Source organism: Nocardioides pakistanensis, assembly GCF_054781215.1.
This window is the reverse complement of the sequence record NZ_BAAGUV010000034.1, coordinates 33,802-52,248: the sequence shown is the minus strand read 5'-3', so window position 1 is coordinate 52,248 and position 18,447 is coordinate 33,802. Positions and strand designations below refer to the sequence as shown.

17 protein-coding genes are annotated in these 18,447 nt (G+C 67.6%); 6 read left to right on the top strand and 11 right to left on the bottom strand.

Features of this window, described 5'->3' with window-relative positions; translation table 11 throughout:
• Positions 1-25 precede the first annotated feature (25 nt).
• The 5 genes from ACYVIH_RS13685 (at position 26) to ACYVIH_RS13665 (ending at position 2,841) form a co-directional block, all read left to right on the top strand.
• The gene (locus ACYVIH_RS13685) at positions 26-382 is read left to right on the top strand and encodes an ArsR/SmtB family transcription factor (RefSeq protein WP_460870011.1); all 357 of its coding nucleotides are present in this window, start codon (positions 26-28) and stop codon (positions 380-382) included.
• A 157-nt stretch (positions 383-539) separates the two neighbouring features.
• On the top strand, positions 540-1,067 hold the full coding sequence (locus tag ACYVIH_RS13680) for a DinB family protein (RefSeq protein WP_297415854.1): 528 nt from the start codon (positions 540-542) through the stop codon (positions 1,065-1,067).
• 77 nt (positions 1,068-1,144) lie between these two features.
• Positions 1,145-1,558, top strand: a complete 414-nt coding sequence (locus ACYVIH_RS13675) for a nuclear transport factor 2 family protein (protein ID WP_460870010.1) — start codon at positions 1,145-1,147, stop codon at positions 1,556-1,558.
• Positions 1,559-1,790: 232 nt separating this feature from the next.
• On the top strand, positions 1,791-2,237 hold the full coding sequence (locus ACYVIH_RS13670; protein ID WP_460870009.1) for an Hsp20/alpha crystallin family protein: 447 nt from the start codon (positions 1,791-1,793) through the stop codon (positions 2,235-2,237).
• Between the two features lie 58 nt (positions 2,238-2,295).
• Complete coding sequence (locus ACYVIH_RS13665) at positions 2,296-2,841, top strand: DoxX family protein (RefSeq protein ID WP_297415851.1); 546 nt, start codon at positions 2,296-2,298, stop codon at positions 2,839-2,841.
• A gap of 51 nt (positions 2,842-2,892) precedes the next feature.
• Here ACYVIH_RS13665 and ACYVIH_RS13660 read toward each other — a convergent pair whose 3' ends face one another.
• From ACYVIH_RS13660 to ACYVIH_RS13615, 10 genes are all read right to left on the bottom strand, one after another.
• Positions 2,893-4,242, bottom strand: a complete 1,350-nt coding sequence (locus ACYVIH_RS13660; RefSeq protein WP_460870008.1) for a neutral zinc metallopeptidase — start codon at positions 4,240-4,242, stop codon at positions 2,893-2,895.
• Positions 4,239-6,188, bottom strand: a complete 1,950-nt coding sequence (gene ftsH, locus ACYVIH_RS13655) for an ATP-dependent zinc metalloprotease FtsH (protein WP_460870007.1) — start codon at positions 6,186-6,188, stop codon at positions 4,239-4,241. Before ftsH ends, ACYVIH_RS13660 begins: the two co-directional genes overlap by 4 nt.
• 11 nt (positions 6,189-6,199) lie before the next feature.
• On the bottom strand, positions 6,200-7,789 hold the full coding sequence (locus ACYVIH_RS13650; RefSeq protein ID WP_460870006.1) for an FAD-dependent oxidoreductase: 1,590 nt from the start codon (positions 7,787-7,789) through the stop codon (positions 6,200-6,202).
• 143 nt (positions 7,790-7,932) lie between these two features.
• Complete coding sequence (gene trxA / locus ACYVIH_RS13645) at positions 7,933-8,391, bottom strand: thioredoxin (protein WP_297415847.1); 459 nt, start codon at positions 8,389-8,391, stop codon at positions 7,933-7,935.
• Positions 8,388-11,024, bottom strand: coding sequence for an ATP-dependent chaperone ClpB (gene clpB, locus ACYVIH_RS13640; RefSeq protein ID WP_460870005.1), 2,637 nt, complete (start codon positions 11,022-11,024; stop codon positions 8,388-8,390). The genes trxA and clpB overlap by 4 nt, the downstream gene beginning before the upstream one ends.
• On the bottom strand, positions 11,015-11,326 hold the full coding sequence (locus tag ACYVIH_RS13635; RefSeq protein WP_460870004.1) for a chaperone modulator CbpM: 312 nt from the start codon (positions 11,324-11,326) through the stop codon (positions 11,015-11,017). Before ACYVIH_RS13635 ends, clpB begins: the two co-directional genes overlap by 10 nt.
• The gene (locus ACYVIH_RS13630; RefSeq protein WP_297415844.1) at positions 11,323-12,300 is read right to left on the bottom strand and encodes a J domain-containing protein; all 978 of its coding nucleotides are present in this window, start codon (positions 12,298-12,300) and stop codon (positions 11,323-11,325) included. The genes ACYVIH_RS13635 and ACYVIH_RS13630 overlap by 4 nt, the downstream gene beginning before the upstream one ends.
• On the bottom strand, positions 12,297-12,818 hold the full coding sequence (locus ACYVIH_RS13625; RefSeq protein WP_460870003.1) for a nucleotide exchange factor GrpE: 522 nt from the start codon (positions 12,816-12,818) through the stop codon (positions 12,297-12,299). Before ACYVIH_RS13625 ends, ACYVIH_RS13630 begins: the two co-directional genes overlap by 4 nt.
• 6 nt (positions 12,819-12,824) lie before the next feature.
• Positions 12,825-14,711, bottom strand: coding sequence for a molecular chaperone DnaK (gene dnaK, locus ACYVIH_RS13620; RefSeq protein ID WP_460870002.1), 1,887 nt, complete (start codon positions 14,709-14,711; stop codon positions 12,825-12,827).
• A 145-nt stretch (positions 14,712-14,856) separates the two neighbouring features.
• On the bottom strand, positions 14,857-15,450 hold the full coding sequence (locus tag ACYVIH_RS13615; protein WP_460870001.1) for a LuxR C-terminal-related transcriptional regulator: 594 nt from the start codon (positions 15,448-15,450) through the stop codon (positions 14,857-14,859).
• Between ACYVIH_RS13615 and ACYVIH_RS13610 the strand changes: the two genes are divergently transcribed.
• Positions 15,449-16,728, top strand: a protein-coding gene (locus ACYVIH_RS13610; RefSeq protein WP_460870000.1) for an IS3 family transposase whose coding sequence is annotated in 2 segments (ribosomal slippage) — positions 15,449-15,737 and positions 15,737-16,728 — 1,281 coding nt in all. Because the reading frame shifts where the segments join, the coding sequence is not laid out codon by codon here. The two genes, ACYVIH_RS13615 and ACYVIH_RS13610, sit on opposite strands and share 2 nt — an antisense overlap.
• 239 nt (positions 16,729-16,967) lie before the next feature.
• Here the strand turns inward: ACYVIH_RS13610 and glnA are convergent.
• Positions 16,968-18,386: a type I glutamate--ammonia ligase gene (gene glnA, locus ACYVIH_RS13605; protein WP_460869999.1), complete on the bottom strand. Its 1,419-nt coding sequence runs from the start codon at positions 18,384-18,386 to the stop codon at positions 16,968-16,970.
• Positions 18,387-18,447: the final 61 nt, after the last annotated feature.

Below are 18,447 nucleotides of genomic sequence, written 5' to 3'. Positions count from 1 at the left end.
CACACCATCTGTGAGGGAGGCCTTGGTGGGCGTGAAGAAACTGCCGCTGCTGGACCAGCCGGCCGCTGTCGAGTGCTGCACCCCGCTGGCACTCGAGCCGCTGCCCGAGACCGACGCCGAGGTCCTCTCGGAGCGGTTCGCCGCGCTCGGAGACCCGGTGCGGTTGCGCCTGGTCTCGCTGCTCGCCAACGCCGACAAAGGCGCCGTGTGCGTCTGCGACCTGACCGAGCCCGTCGGCCGCTCGCAGGGCACGGTGAGCCACCACCTCAAGGTGCTGTCCAAGGCGGGACTGGTGACGGCCGAGAAGCGTGGCCGCAACATGTGGTACTCGATCGTGCCGACGGCGCTGGAGTCCCTTCGCTCGGCGCTGGCCACGCGGTGACCGAGTGACCACGGTGCGCCCTGCGCCACGCCGTACGGACCCGAGGCCGGTGTCCGGCGTGACGTGGTGCTGGTCGAGCGGCGCAGCGACCGTCTGCACCTAGCGGGGCCGACATGCATGACTACCTTTGGCACTGAGGCAAGACCCGGGAGCCACCGTGACACCAGCCGAGACCGCCGACGAGATCCGCGCCGCGCGCAACGACTTCCATCGCCTGGTCGACGGGGCCACCACCGCGGAGCTCCGCAAGCGCAGCAACGGCACCGAGTGGACCAACGACCAGCTGCTGTTCCACATGCTCTTCGGCTACATGATCGTGCGCACCCTGCTCTGGCTGGTCCGAGGATTCTCGGTGCTGCCGCCCGGCGCCTCGCGCCGGTTCGCCCAGGCCCTGAACTCCGCGACGAGACCGTTCCACGTCGTCAACTATCTCGGCTCCCTCGGCGGAGCCCGAGTGCTCGGCCACAGCGGCATGGAGGCCGTCATGGACCGCGTCACCGCGAGCCTCATCCACACGCTCGAACGCTCGACCGAGAAGCAGCTGGCTCGCGGGATGCACTTCCCGGTCGGCTGGGACCCCTACTTCCGCGACTTCATGACGGTCCAGGACGTCCTGCACTACGCCACCCAGCACTACGAGCACCACCGGCGGCAGCTTACGCTGAGCGGTGCCGGCAACCCGTGAACGGCCAGTGGTTCCGAGGAACGTCCGGTCTTGCCGAGCGGTTGCGCCGGCACCAACGCGCAGAGGAGTGGTGACACGTGGCCTCGGACCTTGAGCGGAACAAGAAGAACGTGAAGGCGTTCTACGACCCCATGCTCAACCAGTGCCGTCCACGCGAGGCCATCGAGCGCTACGCAGGCGACCAGTACCGGCAGCACAACCCTCACGTCGCCGACGGCAAGGAAGCCTTCATCGAGTACTTCGAGCGCATGGCCACGGAGTACCCCGGCAAGCACGTCGGCTTCGTCCGAGCCTTCGCAGAAGGCGAACATGTCGTCCTGCATTGCCATCAGACCTGGCCGAGCTCCGACGACTGTGCCGGCATGGACATCTTTCGGCTCGACCCGGACGGGAAGAGCGTGGAGCGCTGGGACGGTCCTGCAGGTGTTTTCCCAGAGCTCCGCCAACGACAACGGGATGTTCTGACTGCGCTGTCGACCCGGGCCGGCTGAGCTGCTTCTGTCAGCTGTGCTGGCGAGCCCGGAGCCTCCGTCGGTCGCCGCATGTGGATGGCGTTGCTGCCAGCTGGCAGGGCCCGGATCCCTGTCTGGTTCCGGTCGCTGGCTTGGATGTGACCACGATCACGGCTGCGACGAGCCGAGTCGGGAATATGGACTCAGCCGCACGCGTCTTCATGGGCGAAAACTTTCGGCGCCTTCGAGATCGTCAGAGGAGGTGTGGAAGATGACGTTGCAGCTACTGAGGAACACAGACCGTCAGGGGTGGAACCCCTTCCGCGAGTTCGATGACATGCAGCAGCGCGTTTCGAAGCTGCTGGAGTCCGGCGTCGGTCATGGTCTGGTCACCAGCTGGGTGCCCGCGGTCGACATCGAGGAGACCGACGAGGCGTTCCTGGTCGAGGCCGACCTGCCTGGCGTCAAGCGCGACGACGTCACCGTGGAGCTTCAGGACAACGAGCTGAGGATCCACGGTGAGGTCAAGGAGCGCGAGCGGACGGGCATCCTGCGCCGCCGGACCCGCCGTACGGGCCAGTTCGACTACCGCGTGGTCCTTCCCGGTGAGGTGGACGCGGACAACGTCGAGGCCAACCTTCAGGAGGGTGTCCTGCGGGTCGTGGTGCGCAAGACGGAGCACGCCAAGCCGCGCCGCATCGAGATCACCACTGGCTGAGACCAGTCGCCCCGCCCAGCGGGGCGACTGATCCTGAGCTCGGAAGGAGGGGACCGCGATGACTCTTGGACTGCTGATCATCCGTGTCGTGCTCGGGCTGCTGCTCGTCGGGCATGGCGCCCAGAAGCTCCTGGGTTGGTTCGGCGGGGCCGGGCTGCGCGGCACCGCAGGCTTCTTCGACTCCGTCGGGTACCGACCGGGCCGGCGGATGGCCGTGCTGGCCGGCCTGGCCGAGGTGACCGGCGGCGCGCTGGTCGCTCTCGGTCTGCTCACCCCGCTCGGCGCCGCGATCGTCATCGGGACGATGTTCGCCGCCGCCGCCGTCCACAGCAGCCACGGCCTGTGGAACGCCAACGGCGGCTACGAGCTGCCGCTGCTCTACGCGGTCACCGCGCTCGGGCTCGGCTTCACCGGTCCCGGTCGGGTCTCGCTCGACAGCCTGCTCGGCCTGAGCTGGTCCTGGCCGTTCGGGGTGTACGCCGCCGCGCTCGGCCTGCTCGCCGGCCTGACCATGGTCACGCTGCGACGGCGAGAGCTCGCCAAGGCGCCGACCCGCGAGGACGGGCGGTCCGAGGAGCGACCGGCAACGCGAATCGCTGCCTGATCCCGAACCACCACCGTGCCGCGGCCGTCATGGGCCGCGGCACCGGCGTGTCTACGTCGAGCACGCGCTGAGGCCGCCGAGCAGCCCCCTGCGAAGCGCGGCGGTGCGCTCGAACGAGGTCCCCTTGACCTCGCGGGTCTGGTTCGGCGATGTCGGCGTCAGCACCGCGAGGAGCACCTCGTCGATGTCCCCTGGCGACAGGCGGACCGGTGAGGTTGCGGATGCGATCGACAGGACCCAGCTGCCGGTGAAGCAGACTTGCTGAAGCTCCGCGACCACTCCGGAGGTCGGCAGCCCTGCTTGAGACTGTGCGGCTCGTGCCCAGTCGTCGGAGAGGACCGCCCCCGTGGCCATGTCGCCGATGCGCTGGTGCAGCTGTTCGAGCTCGAGCGTCGCCCAGACGACGGTGTTGGTCGGCAGGCAGTAACCGGATACGGCCTCGCGGTCGTAACCGGGGTCGCTCGAGCAGGCGGGCAGCGGGGAAGCGGCGGTGTGGGCCGTGGCGGGACGGTGATACGTCGCGCCCGCGGCGAGCTTGCCCAGTGCCACCGACCAGAAGGCGTCCAGATGACCGGTGAAGAACGGGACCGCCTCCCCGAAGCCGATGTTGCCGCCGGTCTGCAGCTCGGTGAGGGTCCGGAACGGAAGCTCTGTCGTCACCACGTTGCCGCTCGGGAACGTGGCGCACTCTCGCGGTCCCTGCTCATAACCGGTCTGGAAGGCGTTCACGCGGTCGAACGCCAACCCGTGCGCCTGCGGGGCTGTCGCGGGTGTGCCGGGGCGGTCGCGAAGCGCCAGGATCGCCCGGACCGAGGAGTCCAGGGCCGGCTCGTCGATCGCGACCGGGTCCTGGGCCGACGCCTGCGCGTTCGCCACCCAGGCCCCGGCGAAGCAGTCGGCTTGGAGCTCGATCACCACCGAGGGAGCCTTGACCCCCACTCGTGCCTGTATCGCGTGGCCCATCTCGTGCGCGAGAACGACCGCAGGCGCCAGGGCGCCGAAGGTCTGGTTGAGCTGGGGCAGGAGGTACGCCGCGTCGTAGGCGATGTAGTCGTCACCCCGGCCGCCGCAGTAGAAGGCGTTGCCCTTGATGTCGTCGTAGGTGAGGTTCTGGCCGTGACACGTCCACGGGCGGCTGTTCGGGTATTTCGGTTGGAATCCGCCGACGAGGTCGTGGAAGGGCCTGCCGTAGACCTCGCCGAGTCCTGTCGACCAGTAGTCACGGATGCTGGCCTCCGCCGCGGCCAGCACGTCGGGGAGGTCACCGGGGGTGTCGCGCAGCTCGACGACGGGCGTGGGCTCCGCCGTACCGCTGCCGTTTTCGCGGACGAGGATCGCGACAGCGACGACGATCGCCAAGACGCCCACAGCCGTCACCCCGGCCAGCGTCCGGGACTTCATGACCGCGGAACCCGCTCGATTCCGGCCGCGGCGTAGGCAGCGGCTTCGTCGAGGGTTTCGTGGATGAGCAGCTGTCCCGCGAGGTTGTCGAGACGACTTCGGTTCTCCTCGAGAAGTTCCTCGGCCCGCCGAGCGCACTCGTCGATGATCCGGCGCACCTCCTGGTCCACGGCGTCGAGCAGACTGTCCGAGACCCCGGCCAGACGCGGGTCGCCCTCCGGGCGCAGCACGGACACCGGCCCGATGTGGTCGGACATACCCCATCTGCCGACCATCTGCCGAGCGATCTCGGTGGCGTTCTCGAGGTCGTTCTCGGCTCCCGTGCTTGTGACCCCGAAGACGAGGGCTTCGGCTGCTCTGCCGCCGAGGGCGCCGATGATGCGACCGCGTAGGTAGTTGGCGTCATATCCGTAGCGGTCTTGCTCGGGCGTCGACAACGTGACACCAAGGGCGCGCCCTCGCGGAATGATGGACACCTTCCGGACCGGGTCCGCCCCCGGCTGGATCATCCCGAGGAGCGCGTGGCCGCCCTCGTGATACGCCGTACGGCGTCGCTCCGCCTCCGGCATCACCAGATGGCGTGCCGTGCCGAGCTGGACCTTCTCCAGCGCCTCGGTGAAGTCGCGGTGGGTGACGCGGGACTGGCGTCGTCGGGCAGCGGCTAGAGCGGCCTCGTTCACCACATTCGCCAGCTCGGCGCCGACCATGCCTGGGGTGATGCGGGCCAGCTCGTCCAGGTCCACGTCGTCCGCGAGGGGGACGTGGCGGGTATGCACGGCCAGGATGGCGGCACGACCGCTCTGGTCCGGCGCGTGGACAGTGATGGTGCGGTCGAATCGCCCCGGGCGGAGCAGAGCCGGATCGAGCACGTCGGGACGGTTGGTGGCCGCCAGCACCACGACTCCTTCGGTGCCGCTGAACCCGTCCATCTCGGTGAGGATCTGGTTGAGGGTCTGTTCGCGTTCGTCGTGACCACCGACGGCGCGGGCACCTCCGCGGGCGCGGCCGATCGTGTCGATCTCGTCGATGAAGATGATTGCGGGTGCCACCTTGCGCGCTTCGGCGAACAGTTCGCGCACACGGCTGGCACCGACCCCCACGATCATCTCGATGAACTCCGAGCCACTGGCCGAGAAGAAGGGCACGCCGGCCTCACCCGCGGTCGCACGCGCGAGCAGGGTCTTGCCCGTGCCAGGAGGCCCCGCCAAGAGGACACCCCTCGGGGCACGGGCGCCCAGGCGGCGGTATCGCTCTGGTTCCTTGAGGTAGTCCACGATCTCGGTGATCTCGGCCTCGACCTCGTCGATGCCGGCAACGTCGTCGAACGTGACACGGACTGATTCGGGATCGACCGGCTTGTGCATCTTGCCGCCGACGCCCATCAGGGCGCCCAGCCCACCGCCTATCTGGCGCTTGTACAGCCAGTAGTAGAACCCGACCAGCAGCAAGATCGGCCCGAAAGAGATGAGTGCGTTCGCGAGAAGCCCTCGTTGGTCGTCTACTGGTGTCGCGCGGACCGCGGCACCGGATCGCTCCAGCTGGGCCAGGAGGTCGTCCTGCGCGAAGACGGGCCGCTCCGTGGTGAACTGCTGATAGGTGCTGCTCTTCTTGCCGGGGAGCGCCGCAGGTGACTTCAGGGTCCCTTCGATGGTGTTTCCCCGGGCGAAGACCTCGGCGACATTCTTCTTTTCGACCTGAGACGTGAACTCGGTGTAGGGCACGGTCTCCGGGCCGCCGGCGATGTCTTGAATCGTGCTGACGACGAACACGACGGCGTACGCCGCCACGAACCAGGCCACGACTCGTGCCCAGTGGGGTCGCTCAGGCTTCTGATCGTCCTGGGCGGATCGAGGAAGCCCCTCGGTTCGCCACGGCTTCGGCTGCGCTTCACCTGACGACCGCCCGGACTTGCCCAAGCTCTCCTGCCTGGCGGGCTCGCTGGCCACCTGCCGATCACTCACGAGAAGCCTCCTGAGCTTGCCATGAACTCGTGCACCAGCCGCACCACGACTGCGCCCTCCCCAACGGCCGACGCCACTCTCTTCACCGAGCCGCTGCGCACATCACCGACTGCGAAGACACCTGGGCGAGCCGTCTCGAACATCGACGGTCCGCACGGGTTGTCCGGTCCTACCCCGGCGGTGATCTGCCGCCCGGTCACCACGAACCCGCTCTCGTCAAGGGGGAGCTGGCCGGCGAGCCACTGGGTGTGGGGCAAGGAGCCGATGAGCGCGAACAACGCAGCCGCGGGGATTCTCCGACGGTCACCGGTGCCCAGGTCCTCGATCACGACTTCCGCGAGCGTGGTCTCGCCCAGCAGCTCGACGATCGCGGAGTTCCGCCAGACGCGGATGCTCGGTGTCCGCTCGATCACGTCCGCCAGGTAACGAGACATGTCACGGCCGAGGTCCGCGTGACGGATGACCAGGTTCACGGCCGACGCGTGCTTGGCGAGGAACACGCTGGCCTGGCCGGCGGAGTTGCCCCCGCCGACAACCACCACCGGATCTGCGCGACACAGCTTCGCCTCCGTCTCGGTGGCCGCGTAGTACACGCTGCTTCCCTCCAGGCGTTCCACTCCTGGTACGTCGAGCCGCCGGTAACGAGCCCCGGTCGCGAGGACCACGGCATGGGCCATCACGTCCGTGTCGCCAGAGATCCGCACGACGTGCGACCCGCCGACCTCCAAGAGTGCGACGGCCTCGGCCGGGATGGTGAACGAGGCGCCGAACTTCCTGGCCTGGATGACCGCGCGGTCGGCCAGCTCTGCTCCGGAGATGCCCGCGGGGAAACCGAGGTAGTTCTCGATCTGCGGCGACGTCGCCGCCTGCCCTCCGGTGGCGACAGCGTCGAGCACCACTGTCGACAGCCCCTCGGAGGCGCCGTACACCGCTGCCGCCAGCCCCGCTGGGCCAGCGCCGACGACAAGCAGGTCACACGCGCCTGACGCGGGGGAGCGCAGTCCGATCAGGCTGGCCAGCTCGGCGTTGCTCGGGTTGTGCAGAACGTTGCGGCCCTTCCAGATCACGACCGGCGTCTGCTCCGGGGAGATGTTCAGACGCTGCAGGATCGTCTCGGCCTCGCGATCCTGCTCCAGGTCTATCCACTTGTAGGCCAGCCTGTTGCGGCTCGCGAAGTCCCGCAGCCGACGGCAGTCCGGAGAGAACCGCGAGCCGATGATCCTGAACCCCGCGCCGATGCCCCTGTGAAGGGAACGGCGGAGGAGGAAGGCCCGCAGTATCAGGTCGCCGAGCCCGGGGTCCTCGGTGACTGCCTCCTTCAGGTTGTCGACAGGAATCACGAGGACCTCGGTGGGCTCCTGAGCGATGGCGGTGAGGTAGGGCCGCTGACCAGTCAGCAGGGCGACGCCGCCGAGAAAGCGCCTGGGCCCATGGACCGCGATCAGCCGAGGCTCCCCTTCGGTCTCCTGCACCACGGCGACCGAGCCCGACAGGATCACGAAGAAGTCACAGTCCGGGTCACCCTCGCGGAAGAGGGCCTCGCCCTTGTCGACGAGCCGCTTCTCGCCGTACCTGGACAGCAGCATGATCTGCTCGTCCGTGAGTCGGGGGTAGGCCCCGTTGACATCCGTTGTGACACCCGTTGTCTCCGGCCGCACGGGGACGTCGGACTCAGACATCGGTCTCGTGTGCATAGTCAGAGACGGGCTGGACGCTCATCTCCGGTCCCTCACTTGTTCTTGTCCAGCGCTTGATGCACCCATTCCCGCAGGACAGGGGCGGGAGCCGCACCCACCTGCTTCTCGACGACCTGGCCGTTCTTCATGACCAGGAGTGTCGGGATCGCCTGCGCCTCGAACCGCTGGCTCAGTCGGGGTGCCTCGTCCGCATTGACTTTGACGAGCTTGATCTGGCCGGCCATCTCGCTGGCGAGCTGCTCGAGCACAGGAGTCACCATGCGGCACGGACCGCACCAGGGCGCCCAGACGTCGACGAGAACCGGCAACGTCGCCTGGTCGGCGATCTCGTCGAAGTCCGAGTCCCCGGCGTCGACCACCCACGGAAGCGGGGACTTGCACTTCCCGCAGCGGGGGTGGCCGGTGCTGGCCACGGGCACCCGGTTCTTGGTCTGGCAGTTCGAGCAGGTGACGATCGAGCTGCGCACGTCGCTGCCTGGGGTGGTGCTCATGTGGCTGCTGACTCTTCGTTCTGGTCCTTCGACGTGGTGACGACGAGCTCACCGTGGTCGACGTCGAGGGAGACCGTCCCGCCGTCGGGCAGGTCGCCACGCAGGAGGGCACGCCCGACCTTGGTCTCCACCTCACGAGCGATGAAGCGCCGCAACGGCCTGGCACCGTACGCCGGATCGTAGCCCTGGTCGGCGATGAAGCGGCGGGCCGCCTCGGTGACCGTCAGACCGATCCGCTGCTCCGCAAGGCGCGCGCGCAGGTCGTCGAGCAGCAGGTCGACGATCTGCTCGATCTCGGCCAAGTCCAGTGGCTTGAACAGGACGATCTCATCGACGCGGTTGAGGAACTCCGGCCGGAAGTGACTGCGCAGCTCGCCCATCACGATGCTCCGTGCATCCGACTTGATCTGTCCGTCCGAGGTCACGCCGTCGAGGAGGTACTGCGAGCCGATGTTCGAGGTCATGATGACGACGGTGTTGCGGAAGTCGACCGTCCGGCCGTGTGAGTCGGTGAGCCGGCCGTCGTCGAGAACCTGCAGCAGGATGTTGAAGACATCCACGTGTGCCTTCTCGATCTCGTCGAGCAGCACCACGCTGTAGGGCTTGCGGCGGACCGCCTCGGTGAGCTGGCCGCCCTCCTCATAACCGACGTACCCGGGAGGTGCTCCCACCAGCCGGCTCACGGTGTGGCGCTCCTGGTACTCGCTCATGTCGATGCGGATCATGTTCGACTCACTGTCGAAGAGCGCGGCCGCCAGGGTCTTGGCGAGCTCGGTCTTCCCGACACCGGTGGGCCCGAGGAAGATGAAGGAACCGATCGGACGACGGGGGTCCTTGACCCCGGACCGCGAGCGGACGACCGCGTCGGCGACCAGCTGGACTGCTTCATCCTGCCCAACCACCCGCTCGTGAAGGACCTCGTCCAGGCGGAGCAGCTTCTGGCGCTCACCCTCCTGCAACCTGGTCACCGGGATGCCGGTCCATCGGGAGACGATCGAGGCGATCTCGTCGGCGGTCACGACTTCGCGCAGCAGGCGGTGCCCGCCCTGCTTGCTGGCCAGCCGCTCCTCCGCGGCCTGGAGCCGGCGCTGGATCTCCGGGAGCTTCCCGTGACGGAGTGACGCTGCGCGATTCAGGTCGTACTCCCGCTCCGCCTGCTCGCTCTCCTGACGGACCTGCTCGAGCTCCTGACGAAGCGTCTGGACCTCGCGCAGGGCCGAGCGCTCCGCCTCCCATTGAGCGTGCATCGCGTCAGCCTGGGCCCGGAGGTCGCTCAGCTCACGGCGGAGCTCCTCCAGGCGTGCCCTGCTGGCCGGGTCCTCCTCCTGTGCGAGGGCGGCCTCCTCGATCTCGAGCCGGGTCACCCGCCGGGTGAGCTCGTCCAGCTCCGCAGGCATGGAGTCGATCTCGGTGCGCAGCATCGCGCACGCCTCGTCGACCAGGTCGATCGCCTTGTCGGGCAGGAACCGGTCCGAGATGTAGCGGTGGCTCAGGGTCACTGCGGCGACGAGAGCGCCGTCGTGGATCTTCACGCCGTGGAAGATCTCCAGACGCTCGCGGAGTCCCCGCAGGATCGACAGCGCGTCCTCCTCGGAGGGCTCGTCGACGATGACGGGCTGGAAACGACGCTCGAGCGCGGCGTCCTTCTCGATGTGCGTGCGGTACTCATCGAGGGTGGTGGCGCCGATCAGGTGCAGCTCGCCGCGGGCGAGCATCGGCTTGAGCATGTTCCCCGCGTCCATCGAGCCCTCGGAGGCGCCGGCGCCGACCACCGTGTGCAGCTCGTCGATGAAGAGCAGGATTCGTCCCTCGGCGCTCCTCACCTCGTTGAGCACCGCCTTGAGCCGCTCCTCGAACTCGCCCCGGTACTTCGCTCCGGCGATCAGTGCCCCCATGTCCAGTGCGAAGACGGTCTTGTCGCGCAGACCCTCGGGTACGTCGCCATGGTTGATGCGCTGAGCGAGACCCTCGACGATCGCGGTCTTGCCGACTCCGGGCTCTCCGACGAGCACCGGGTTGTTCTTCGTCTTCCGGGAGAGGATCTGGATGGTCCGGCGGATCTCGCCGTCACGGCCGATGACCGGCTCCAGCTTCCCCGCGGCGGCGTCGGCGACGAGGTCACGGCCGTACTTCTCGAGCGCCTCGTAGGCGACTTCGGGCATCGCGGAGGTGACCCGTTGGTTGCCGCGGACCTCCGTCAACGCCTTCATGAACGTGTCCTTGCTGACCCCCTGCTCATGCATGAGACGGCTGGCAGCCGAGGTCCGACCCTCGTCCAGGAGGGCGATCACCAGGTGCTCCACCGACACGTACTCGTCCTTGAGGCGCTTCGCCTCGCGATCCGCGGCTTCGAGGAGGCGGGAGAGCCGCTGGGTGACGTAGACCTGCCCAGGAGCGGCCCCCGGCCCAGTCACTTTGGGGCGTCTCTCGAGCTCGGCCTCCAGCTTGTTCACGAGCTGGTCCGGATCGCCCCCCGACCTGGCCAGCAGCGGGCGGACGAGGCCCTCGGGCTGGTCGAGCAGGGCCAGCAGTAGGTGCTCGCCGTCGACCTCGGTGTGTCCGAAGCGCAGCGCTTTGGTCTGGGCGTCGTGCAAGGCCTCCTGCGACTTCTGGGTCAGTCTGTTCAGGTCCATGACGGCCCTCCGAATCGTGTGTGGTCACGGGTTGAGGTGTTCTGGAGCTCGGTGATGCGGTCCAGCAGGTCCAGCACCAGCCCGAGTGATGCGTAGTTGAGGCCGAGACCCGAGCGAAGCCGCTGGATCCGTGCCATGGCCGCCACTTGTGAGGGGTCGAACCACAGGTCGCCCCGGGCGTCCCGCGTGACCTCCACGAGACCGAGCCGCACCAGCCGCCGGATCAGCTCCGGGTGGACTCCGGTGAGCCGGGAGTAGAGGTTGAGGTCGAGCCGCAACGGCCGGGCCAGTGCGTTGGTCATCGCCCACTCCTCGGGTCGAAGGTGGAAACCTTGCGCAGCTCCTCGAAGAGCCTGCGCTCCTCATCGGTGAGCTTCTTCGGGACCTTGATCGCGACGCGGGCGTAGAGGTCTCCCGGAGCGCCCCGACGGTTGGGCATGCCTCTGCCCTTGAGACGGAGCCGTCGGCCGCTCGACGTACCGGCGGGAACCTTGACCTTGGCCGGGCCTCCGGGTGTCTCGATGGTCACCTCGGCTCCGAGAGCTGCCTCCCAGGCCGAGAGTGGAAGGTCGACCTCGATGTCGCGCCCCGTCAAGCGGTAGCGCTTGTGCGGTGCGATGCGGACGATGAGGTAGAGGTCTCCAGGCGCTGCACCGTCAGAGCCACGTCCGCCCTGACCTCGCAACCGGATCCGCTGACCGTCCACGACTCCGGCCGGGATGTCGACGTCGATGGTTCGCTGCCCGTTCGGCCCGGTGATGGCGAGGCTGCGCTTGGTGCCGTGGTACGCATCCTCGAGGGAGACCTCGATCTCGAGCTCCTGGTCCGCCCCGGGGATCGGCCCCCAGCGGCCACGGCCCCGGCCGCGGCCGAACATGCCCCCGAGCAGGTCCTCGATGTCGATGTCGTCACCGAAGTCCGAGGACGTGAAGTGCACTCCTCCTGACTCGAACCCACTGGGTCCGGGTCCGGCGCCGCGGCCGCCGCCACCGCTGCGTGCACCGGCGTACGAACGGGACCTGCGCCAGGCCGCTGGGTCCTCATCGTCGGGGACGCGCCGGAAGTCCTCGCCGAAGGCGTCGTACTTCCTGCGCAGCGCCGGGTCGGAGAGAACGTCGTACGCCTCGGAGATCTCCTTGAACCTCTCCTCGGCCCCGGGATCCTTGTTCACGTCCGGGTGGTGCTGCCTCGCCAGCTTGCGGTACGCCCTCTGGATCTCGGACTGGTCCGCCGACCGGGACACGCCCAAGGCTTCGTAGTAGTCCCGCGCCATCATCGACCCCTGGTGGCCACCACGACCGCTGCCGGTCGCAGGACCTCGTCCTCGGATCCGTATCCTGGCCGCACCACTCGGGCCACCGTGCCCGGCGGGAGTTCCTCGTCCTCGACGGTGCTGACCGCCTCGTGGTACGTCGGGTCGAAGGCGATTCCCTCGTCGTCGCGTCGGGGGTAGCCCAGCGCAGCGAGGATTGCCAGGGCCTGCTGCCGCACGGCCCGGACCCCCTCGACGATGTTCTCGGGGTCGGCGCGCGCGTGCTCCAGCGCCAGGTCCAGGTTGTCGATCACCGGAAGCCACTCGGCCGCGGCCTTGGCCCGCTCATCCCTTCGTGCGCGGGCCAGCTCCCTCGTCGTGCGCTTCCGGTAGTTGTCCAGCTCGGCAAGCGCGCGGCGCCACAGGTCCTCCAGTTCGGCAACGCGCTGCTCGAGCGCTGCCACGCGTGACTCCTCCTGCTCGGCCTCGGCACTCTCGGATGGCATCGACTCGTCTTGAGGCTCCATTCGTTCCTCGGTCATGGCCCGTCACCCAGTCGTGAAGTCCGCGTCGATCACGTCATCGTCGTCGGCGCCGGCAGCTGCATCAGAGGCGCCGGATGCCGGGGGAGGCGCGGTTGAGCGGGCGGACGCGGCCAGGGCCTGGTTCAGCTGGTGGAGCTCACCCGTGAGGGACCGCAGCCGGTCGATCGGTGCCTGCTCCTCGAGGGCGGTCCGAGCGTCGCCGAGCAGGATCTCTGCTCGAGCCCGGTCGTGCTCGGCGATGGAGTCGCCAGAGGTCTCCAGGCTCTTCTGCACCTGGTAGGCCACCGAGTCGAGCTCGTTCCTGGCGTCGACCAGCTCCCGAAGTGCTGCGTCCTCGCTGCGGTGAGCCTCGGCCTCGGCGATCATCCGCTCGATCTCGGACTGGTCGAGGTTGGACGTCTCGCTGATCGTGACCTTCTGTTCTGCTCCGGTGTCCTTGTCGCGCGCCGAGACGTGAAGGATTCCGTTCGCGTCGATGTCGAAGGTCACCTCGATCTGAGGCACTCCGCGCGGGGCGGGCCGGATGTTCTCCAGCCGGAACCTGGCCAGCACCCGGTTGTCACTCGCGCGCTCGCGTTCACCCTGGAGCACGACCACGTCGACTGCGGACTGGTTGTCCTCTGCGGTGCTGAACACCTCGGTGCGACGTGCCGGGATGGTGGTGTTCCGGTCGATCACCTTGGTCATCACGCCACCCAGCGTTTCCAGCCCCAGCGACAGCGGTGTCACGTCCAGGAGCAGGACGTCCTTCACCTCACCCTTGATGATCGCCGCCTGGACGGCCGCGCCGACGGCGACGACCTCGTCCGGGTTCACGGTCATGTTGGGGTCCTTGCCGCCGGTGAGCCTGCGTACCAGCGCCTGGACCGCGGGGATACGGGTCGAACCCCCGACCAGGATGACCTCGTCGATGTCGTCGGCGGTGAGCTTCGCGTCCCCCATGGCCTGCTTCACGGGGTCCATGCACCGCTCGACGAGGTCAGCGGTCAACTGCTCGAACGTGGACCTCATGAGCGTGACGTTGAGGTGCTTCGGCCCCGAGGCGTCGGCGGTCACGAAGGGCAGGTTCACTGACGTCTGGGTCACCGCGGACAGCTCGACCTTCGCTTTCTCCGCAGCCTCGAACAGTCGCTGGAGGGCCTGCGGGTCATTCCGCAGGTCGATGCCGTTGGACTTCTTGAACTCGTCGGCAAGGTGGTCGACGATTCGCCGGTCGAAGTCGTCGCCGCCGAGGTGCGTGTCACCTGCGGTCGAGAGGACCTCGACCACCCCGTCGCCGACGGAGAGGACGCTGACGTCGAAGGTGCCGCCACCGAGGTCGAACACCAGGACGGTCTCGTTGTCGAACTTGTCCATCCCGTAGGCCAGTGCTGCTGCGGTCGGCTCGTTGATGATGCGGAGGACCTGGAGCCCCGCGATCTTCCCGGCGTCCTTGGTCGCCTGACGCTGCGCGTCGTTGAAGTGCGCCGGGACGGTGATGACGGCTTCGGTCACCTTCTCGCCGAGGAACTTCCCCGCGTCGTCGACCAGCTTGCGCAGCACTTGGGCGGCGATCTCCTCCGGTGCGTACTGCTTGCCGTTGACCTCGAACCGCACCGCGCCGTCAGGCCCGGCGACGACGTCGAACGACACCGCGTTGAGCTCGTTGCTGACCTCGTCGTACTTCCGTCCGATGAACCGCTTGGCCGAGTAGATGGTCCCCTTGGGGTTGAGGATCGCCTGGCGCCTCGCCATCTGGCCGACGAGGCGCTCGCCCGACTCGAGGAACGCCACCACGGACGGCGTCGTTCGGTTGCCCTCGGCATTCGGGACGACGGTGGGCAGGCCGCCTTCCATCACCGCAATGACTGAGTTTGTCGTGCCTAGGTCGATGCCAACCGCTCTGGCCATGAGAATCTCCCGTCGAATCGATTTACAGAGATCCGCAACAGGCCTTGGGAGGAGCCGCCCATGCGGGTCCTGGCTGGGACCCTCGTCATGTTAGTGGAACGGCTCGGTTAGTGGAACGGCTCGGGCACTACCTCCCGTGAACGGGTTATCTAGCCCGCCGGCCGCGTGCCCGTCTCAGCGCGACGACGGTGAGCTCGACTCGTGAGTGGATGCCGAGCTTGGTGAACGTGTGCTTCAGGTGCGCGTCGACGGTGTGATGGGACAGGCTCAGCTGCTCGGCGATCCCCTTGTTGGTGAGCCCGCTGGCCACCAGGCGTGCGACCCTGCCCTCGGCCTCCGTGAGGGCGTTCCAGCTGTCCCATTCGCCGGCCTGCCGGATTGCAGCCAGCGGGTACTGCGCGCGGGCGGAGTCGCCCGCCGGCCCCAGCGAGGACTGGGCGGCGATCGCCCGGCGGCGCGTCGCGAGGTACTGGTCCGGGGTGAGGTACTCCGGGTTGTCGAGGACCATAGAGCCGACGAGCACCTTGGGGTGCGTCTTGAGAACGTCGACAAGCATCGAGGTGCCGAACAGCTCGAGGTCGTACATGCACATCAGCGCGGACGGGATCTGGGTGTCCATCTCGTTGAGGGACGACTCGTACGCGAAGAACTCGTCAGCCCCGGGAGGGCCTGGTAGCACCCAGGACTGAACCGCCCCGGCAAGTCCGGAGACTCCATTCGTTGGGAAGGTTGGAGTCATGTCAGGGAGTACGTCGAAGAGGTACCCGGCCGAGCTGCGTGAGCGGGCGGTCCGGATGGTCACCGAAATCAGGGCCGATCATGAGTCGGAGTGGGCGGCGATGACGAAGGTCGCCGAGCTGCTGGGCGTGGGGACGCCGGAGACCATCCGGAAGTGGTGTCGCCAGGCCGAGGTTGATGCCGGCCAGCGGCCCGGGATGACCTCGGAGGAGTCGGCGGAGCTGAAGCGGTTGAAGCGGGAGAACGCTGAGCTGAAGCGGGCCAACGCGATCCTCAAGAGCGCATCGGTTTTCTTCGCGGCCGAACTCGACCGGCCACAGCGCTGATCGTGGCCTACATCGACGAACACGTCGGTGTCCGCGACGGCGACGGTCTGCGATGGGGTGTCGAGTCGATCTGCGACCAGCTCACCGAGCTGGGCTGCAAGATCGCCCCCGCGACCTACTACGAGCACCGCTCCCGCAAGCCCACCGCCCGCGAGGCGCGGGACGGGGAGCTGAAGCCGAAGATCGCCGCGGTCCATGCCGCGAACTACGGCGTCTACGGTGCCCGGAAGGTGTGGCTGACATTGAACCGTGAACGCGCTGCCGAGGAGCCGCCGATCGCGCGCTGCACCGTGGAGCGGCTGATGGGCGAGATGAACCTGGCCGGTGCGGTGCGCGGGAAGGTCAAGCGGACCACGATCAGCGACCCGAAGGCGCCCAAGCCGCTCGATCTGGTCGACCGCAACTTCGCGCCGCTGGCACCAGATTGCCTGTGGGTCGCGGACTTCACGTATGTCTCGACGTGGTCGGGCTGGTGCTACACCGCGTTCGTCATCGACGCCTACGCCCGCAGGATCCTGGGCTGGTCAGTGGCGACAACGATGACCAGCCAGCTCGTCGTCGACGCGGTCGAGCAAGCGATCTGGACCCGGCAGCGTGAAGGCAAAGACCTGGCCGGTCTGATCGCGCACCACGACCACGGGGTCCAGTACCTGTCCGTGGCCTACTCCGAACACCTGGACGCTGCCGGGATCAAGCCCTCGACAGGAGCCGTGGGCTCGTCCTACGACAACGCCCTGGCCGAGTCGGTGATAGGGCTCTACAAGACCGAACTGATCAAGCCGAGGCGGCCGTGGAAGGGCTTCGACGACCTCGAGATCGCGACCGCCGAGTGGGTCGACTGGTTCAACCACCGCCGACCCTTCGAGTACTGCGACGACCTCACGCCAGTCGAGGCCGAGCAAGCTCACTACGCTCACCACCAGACCCCAGCAATCGCTGGAGTCTCAAACTAGAAGGTCTCCGGACACGCCGGGGCGGTTCAGCTCGGAGAGGGGCATGACAGAAGAATGACGGTTGCGTCCGACAGCTGCTGACAAATCGGGAGTGTCGCTCGGGTGTCCCTACGTTGTGGGGTGCACTGGGTACGCACAAGGATGAGAAACGGCGCCTGACGCTGGAAGACGTTGGAAGACGTTTTCGCAGGTCAGGCGCCGTTTCAGGCACCTATGCGCAGGTCAGCAAAACCTGCGAATCAGATGTCGTAGTACATCTCGAACTCGTGCGGGTGCGGACGCAGGGCGATCGGGGCGATCTCGTTGTCGCGCTTGTACTGGATCCACGTCTCGATCAGGTCGGGGGTGAAAACGCCACCCTCGAGCAGGTAGTCGTGGTCGGCCTCCAGCGCGTCGAGCACCGAGCCGAGGCTGGCCGGCACGGTCTCGATGTCGGCGTGCTCGTCCGGCGGGAGCTCGTAGAGGTCCTTGTCGATCGGCTGCGGGGGCTCGATCTTGTTCTTGATGCCGTCGATGCCGGCGAGCAGCATCGCCGAGAACGCCAGGTAGGGGTTCGACGAGGGGTCGGGGCAGCGGAACTCGACGCGCTTGGCCTTCGGGTTCGCGCCGGTGATCGGGATCCGGATGCAGGCCGAGCGGTTGCGCTGGCTGTAGACCAGGTTCACCGGAGCCTCGAAGCCGGGCACCAGGCGGTGGTAGGAGTTCACCGTCGGGTTGGTGAACGCCAGCAGCGACGCGGCGTGCTTGAGCAGGCCGCCGATGTAGTAGCGCGCCATGTCCGACAGGCCGGCGTAGCCGGACTCGTCGTAGAACAGCGGCTCGCCGTTGTTCCAGATCGAGGAGTGGACGTGCATGCCCGAGCCGTTGTCGCCGAAGATCGGCTTGGGCATGAAGGTCGCGGTCTTGCCGTTGCGCCAGGCGACGTTCTTGACCAGGTACTTGAACTTCATCACCGCGTCGGCGGAGGCGAGCAGCTCGTCGAAGCGCCAGTTGATCTCGGCCTGGCCGGCCGTGCCGACCTCGTGGTGGGCGCGCTCGACCTGCAGGCCGGCGCGCTCGAGCTCGACGGTGATCTCGTCGCGCAGCTCGGAGAAGTGGTCGACCGGGGGCACCGGGAAGTAGCCGCCCTTGTACTTCACCTTGTAGCCGCGGTTGTTGTCCTCCGACCCGGTGTTCCAGGCGCCGGCCTCGGAGTCGATGTGGTAGTAACCGGCGTTCGCCTTGGTCTCGAAGCGGACCGAGTCGAAGACGTAGAACTCGGCCTCGGGCGCGAAGAACGCGGTGTCGCCGATGCCGGTGCTCTTGAGGTACGCCATCGCCTTGCGCGCGATGTTGCGCGGGTCGCGGCTGTAGGCCTCACCGGTCAGCGGGTCGTGGATGAAGAAGTTGACGATCAGCGTCTTGTGGGTGCGGAACGGGTCGAGGTACGCCGTGGTCGGGTCGGGGAACAGCGACATGTCCGACTCGTGGATCGCCTGGAAACCACGGATCGACGAGCCGTCGAAGCTCAGGCCGTCCTCGAACACCGACTTGTCGAACGACGAGACCGGGACGGTGAAGTGCTGCATCACGCCGGGCAGGTCGCAGAAGCGTACGTCGATCATCTCGACGCCTTCGTCCTTGATGTACTTCAACAGCTCGTCGGCGTTCGCGAACATTCGTCCTCCTCGGCCGCGTGGTGCGGTCCAGATGATGTCTCTCAGCTCCAAGCGATGCGAC

Excerpts from the sequence above, each read along its gene's own strand:
- ACYVIH_RS13670 (WP_460870009.1), top strand. The coding sequence starts at position 1,791 with ATGACGTTGCAGCTACTGAGGAACACAGACCGTCAGGGGTGGAACCCC.
- ACYVIH_RS13665 (WP_297415851.1), top strand. The coding sequence starts at position 2,296 with ATGACTCTTGGACTGCTGATCATCCGTGTCGTGCTCGGGCTGCTGCTC.
- ACYVIH_RS13660 (WP_460870008.1), bottom strand. The coding sequence starts at position 4,242 with ATGAAGTCCCGGACGCTGGCCGGGGTGACGGCTGTGGGCGTCTTGGCG.
- ACYVIH_RS13650 (WP_460870006.1), bottom strand. The coding sequence starts at position 7,789 with ATGCTGCTGTCCAGGTACGGCGAGAAGCGGCTCGTCGACAAGGGCGAG.
- trxA (WP_297415847.1), bottom strand. The coding sequence starts at position 8,391 with ATGAGCACCACCCCAGGCAGCGACGTGCGCAGCTCGATCGTCACCTGC.
- clpB (WP_460870005.1), bottom strand. The coding sequence starts at position 11,024 with ATGGACCTGAACAGACTGACCCAGAAGTCGCAGGAGGCCTTGCACGAC.
- ACYVIH_RS13635 (WP_460870004.1), bottom strand. The coding sequence starts at position 11,326 with ATGACCAACGCACTGGCCCGGCCGTTGCGGCTCGACCTCAACCTCTAC.
- ACYVIH_RS13630 (WP_297415844.1), bottom strand. The coding sequence starts at position 12,300 with ATGATGGCGCGGGACTACTACGAAGCCTTGGGCGTGTCCCGGTCGGCG.
- ACYVIH_RS13625 (WP_460870003.1), bottom strand. The coding sequence starts at position 12,818 with ATGACCGAGGAACGAATGGAGCCTCAAGACGAGTCGATGCCATCCGAG.
- dnaK (WP_460870002.1), bottom strand. The coding sequence starts at position 14,711 with ATGGCCAGAGCGGTTGGCATCGACCTAGGCACGACAAACTCAGTCATT.
- ACYVIH_RS13615 (WP_460870001.1), bottom strand. The coding sequence starts at position 15,450 with ATGACTCCAACCTTCCCAACGAATGGAGTCTCCGGACTTGCCGGGGCG.
- glnA (WP_460869999.1), bottom strand. The coding sequence starts at position 18,386 with ATGTTCGCGAACGCCGACGAGCTGTTGAAGTACATCAAGGACGAAGGC.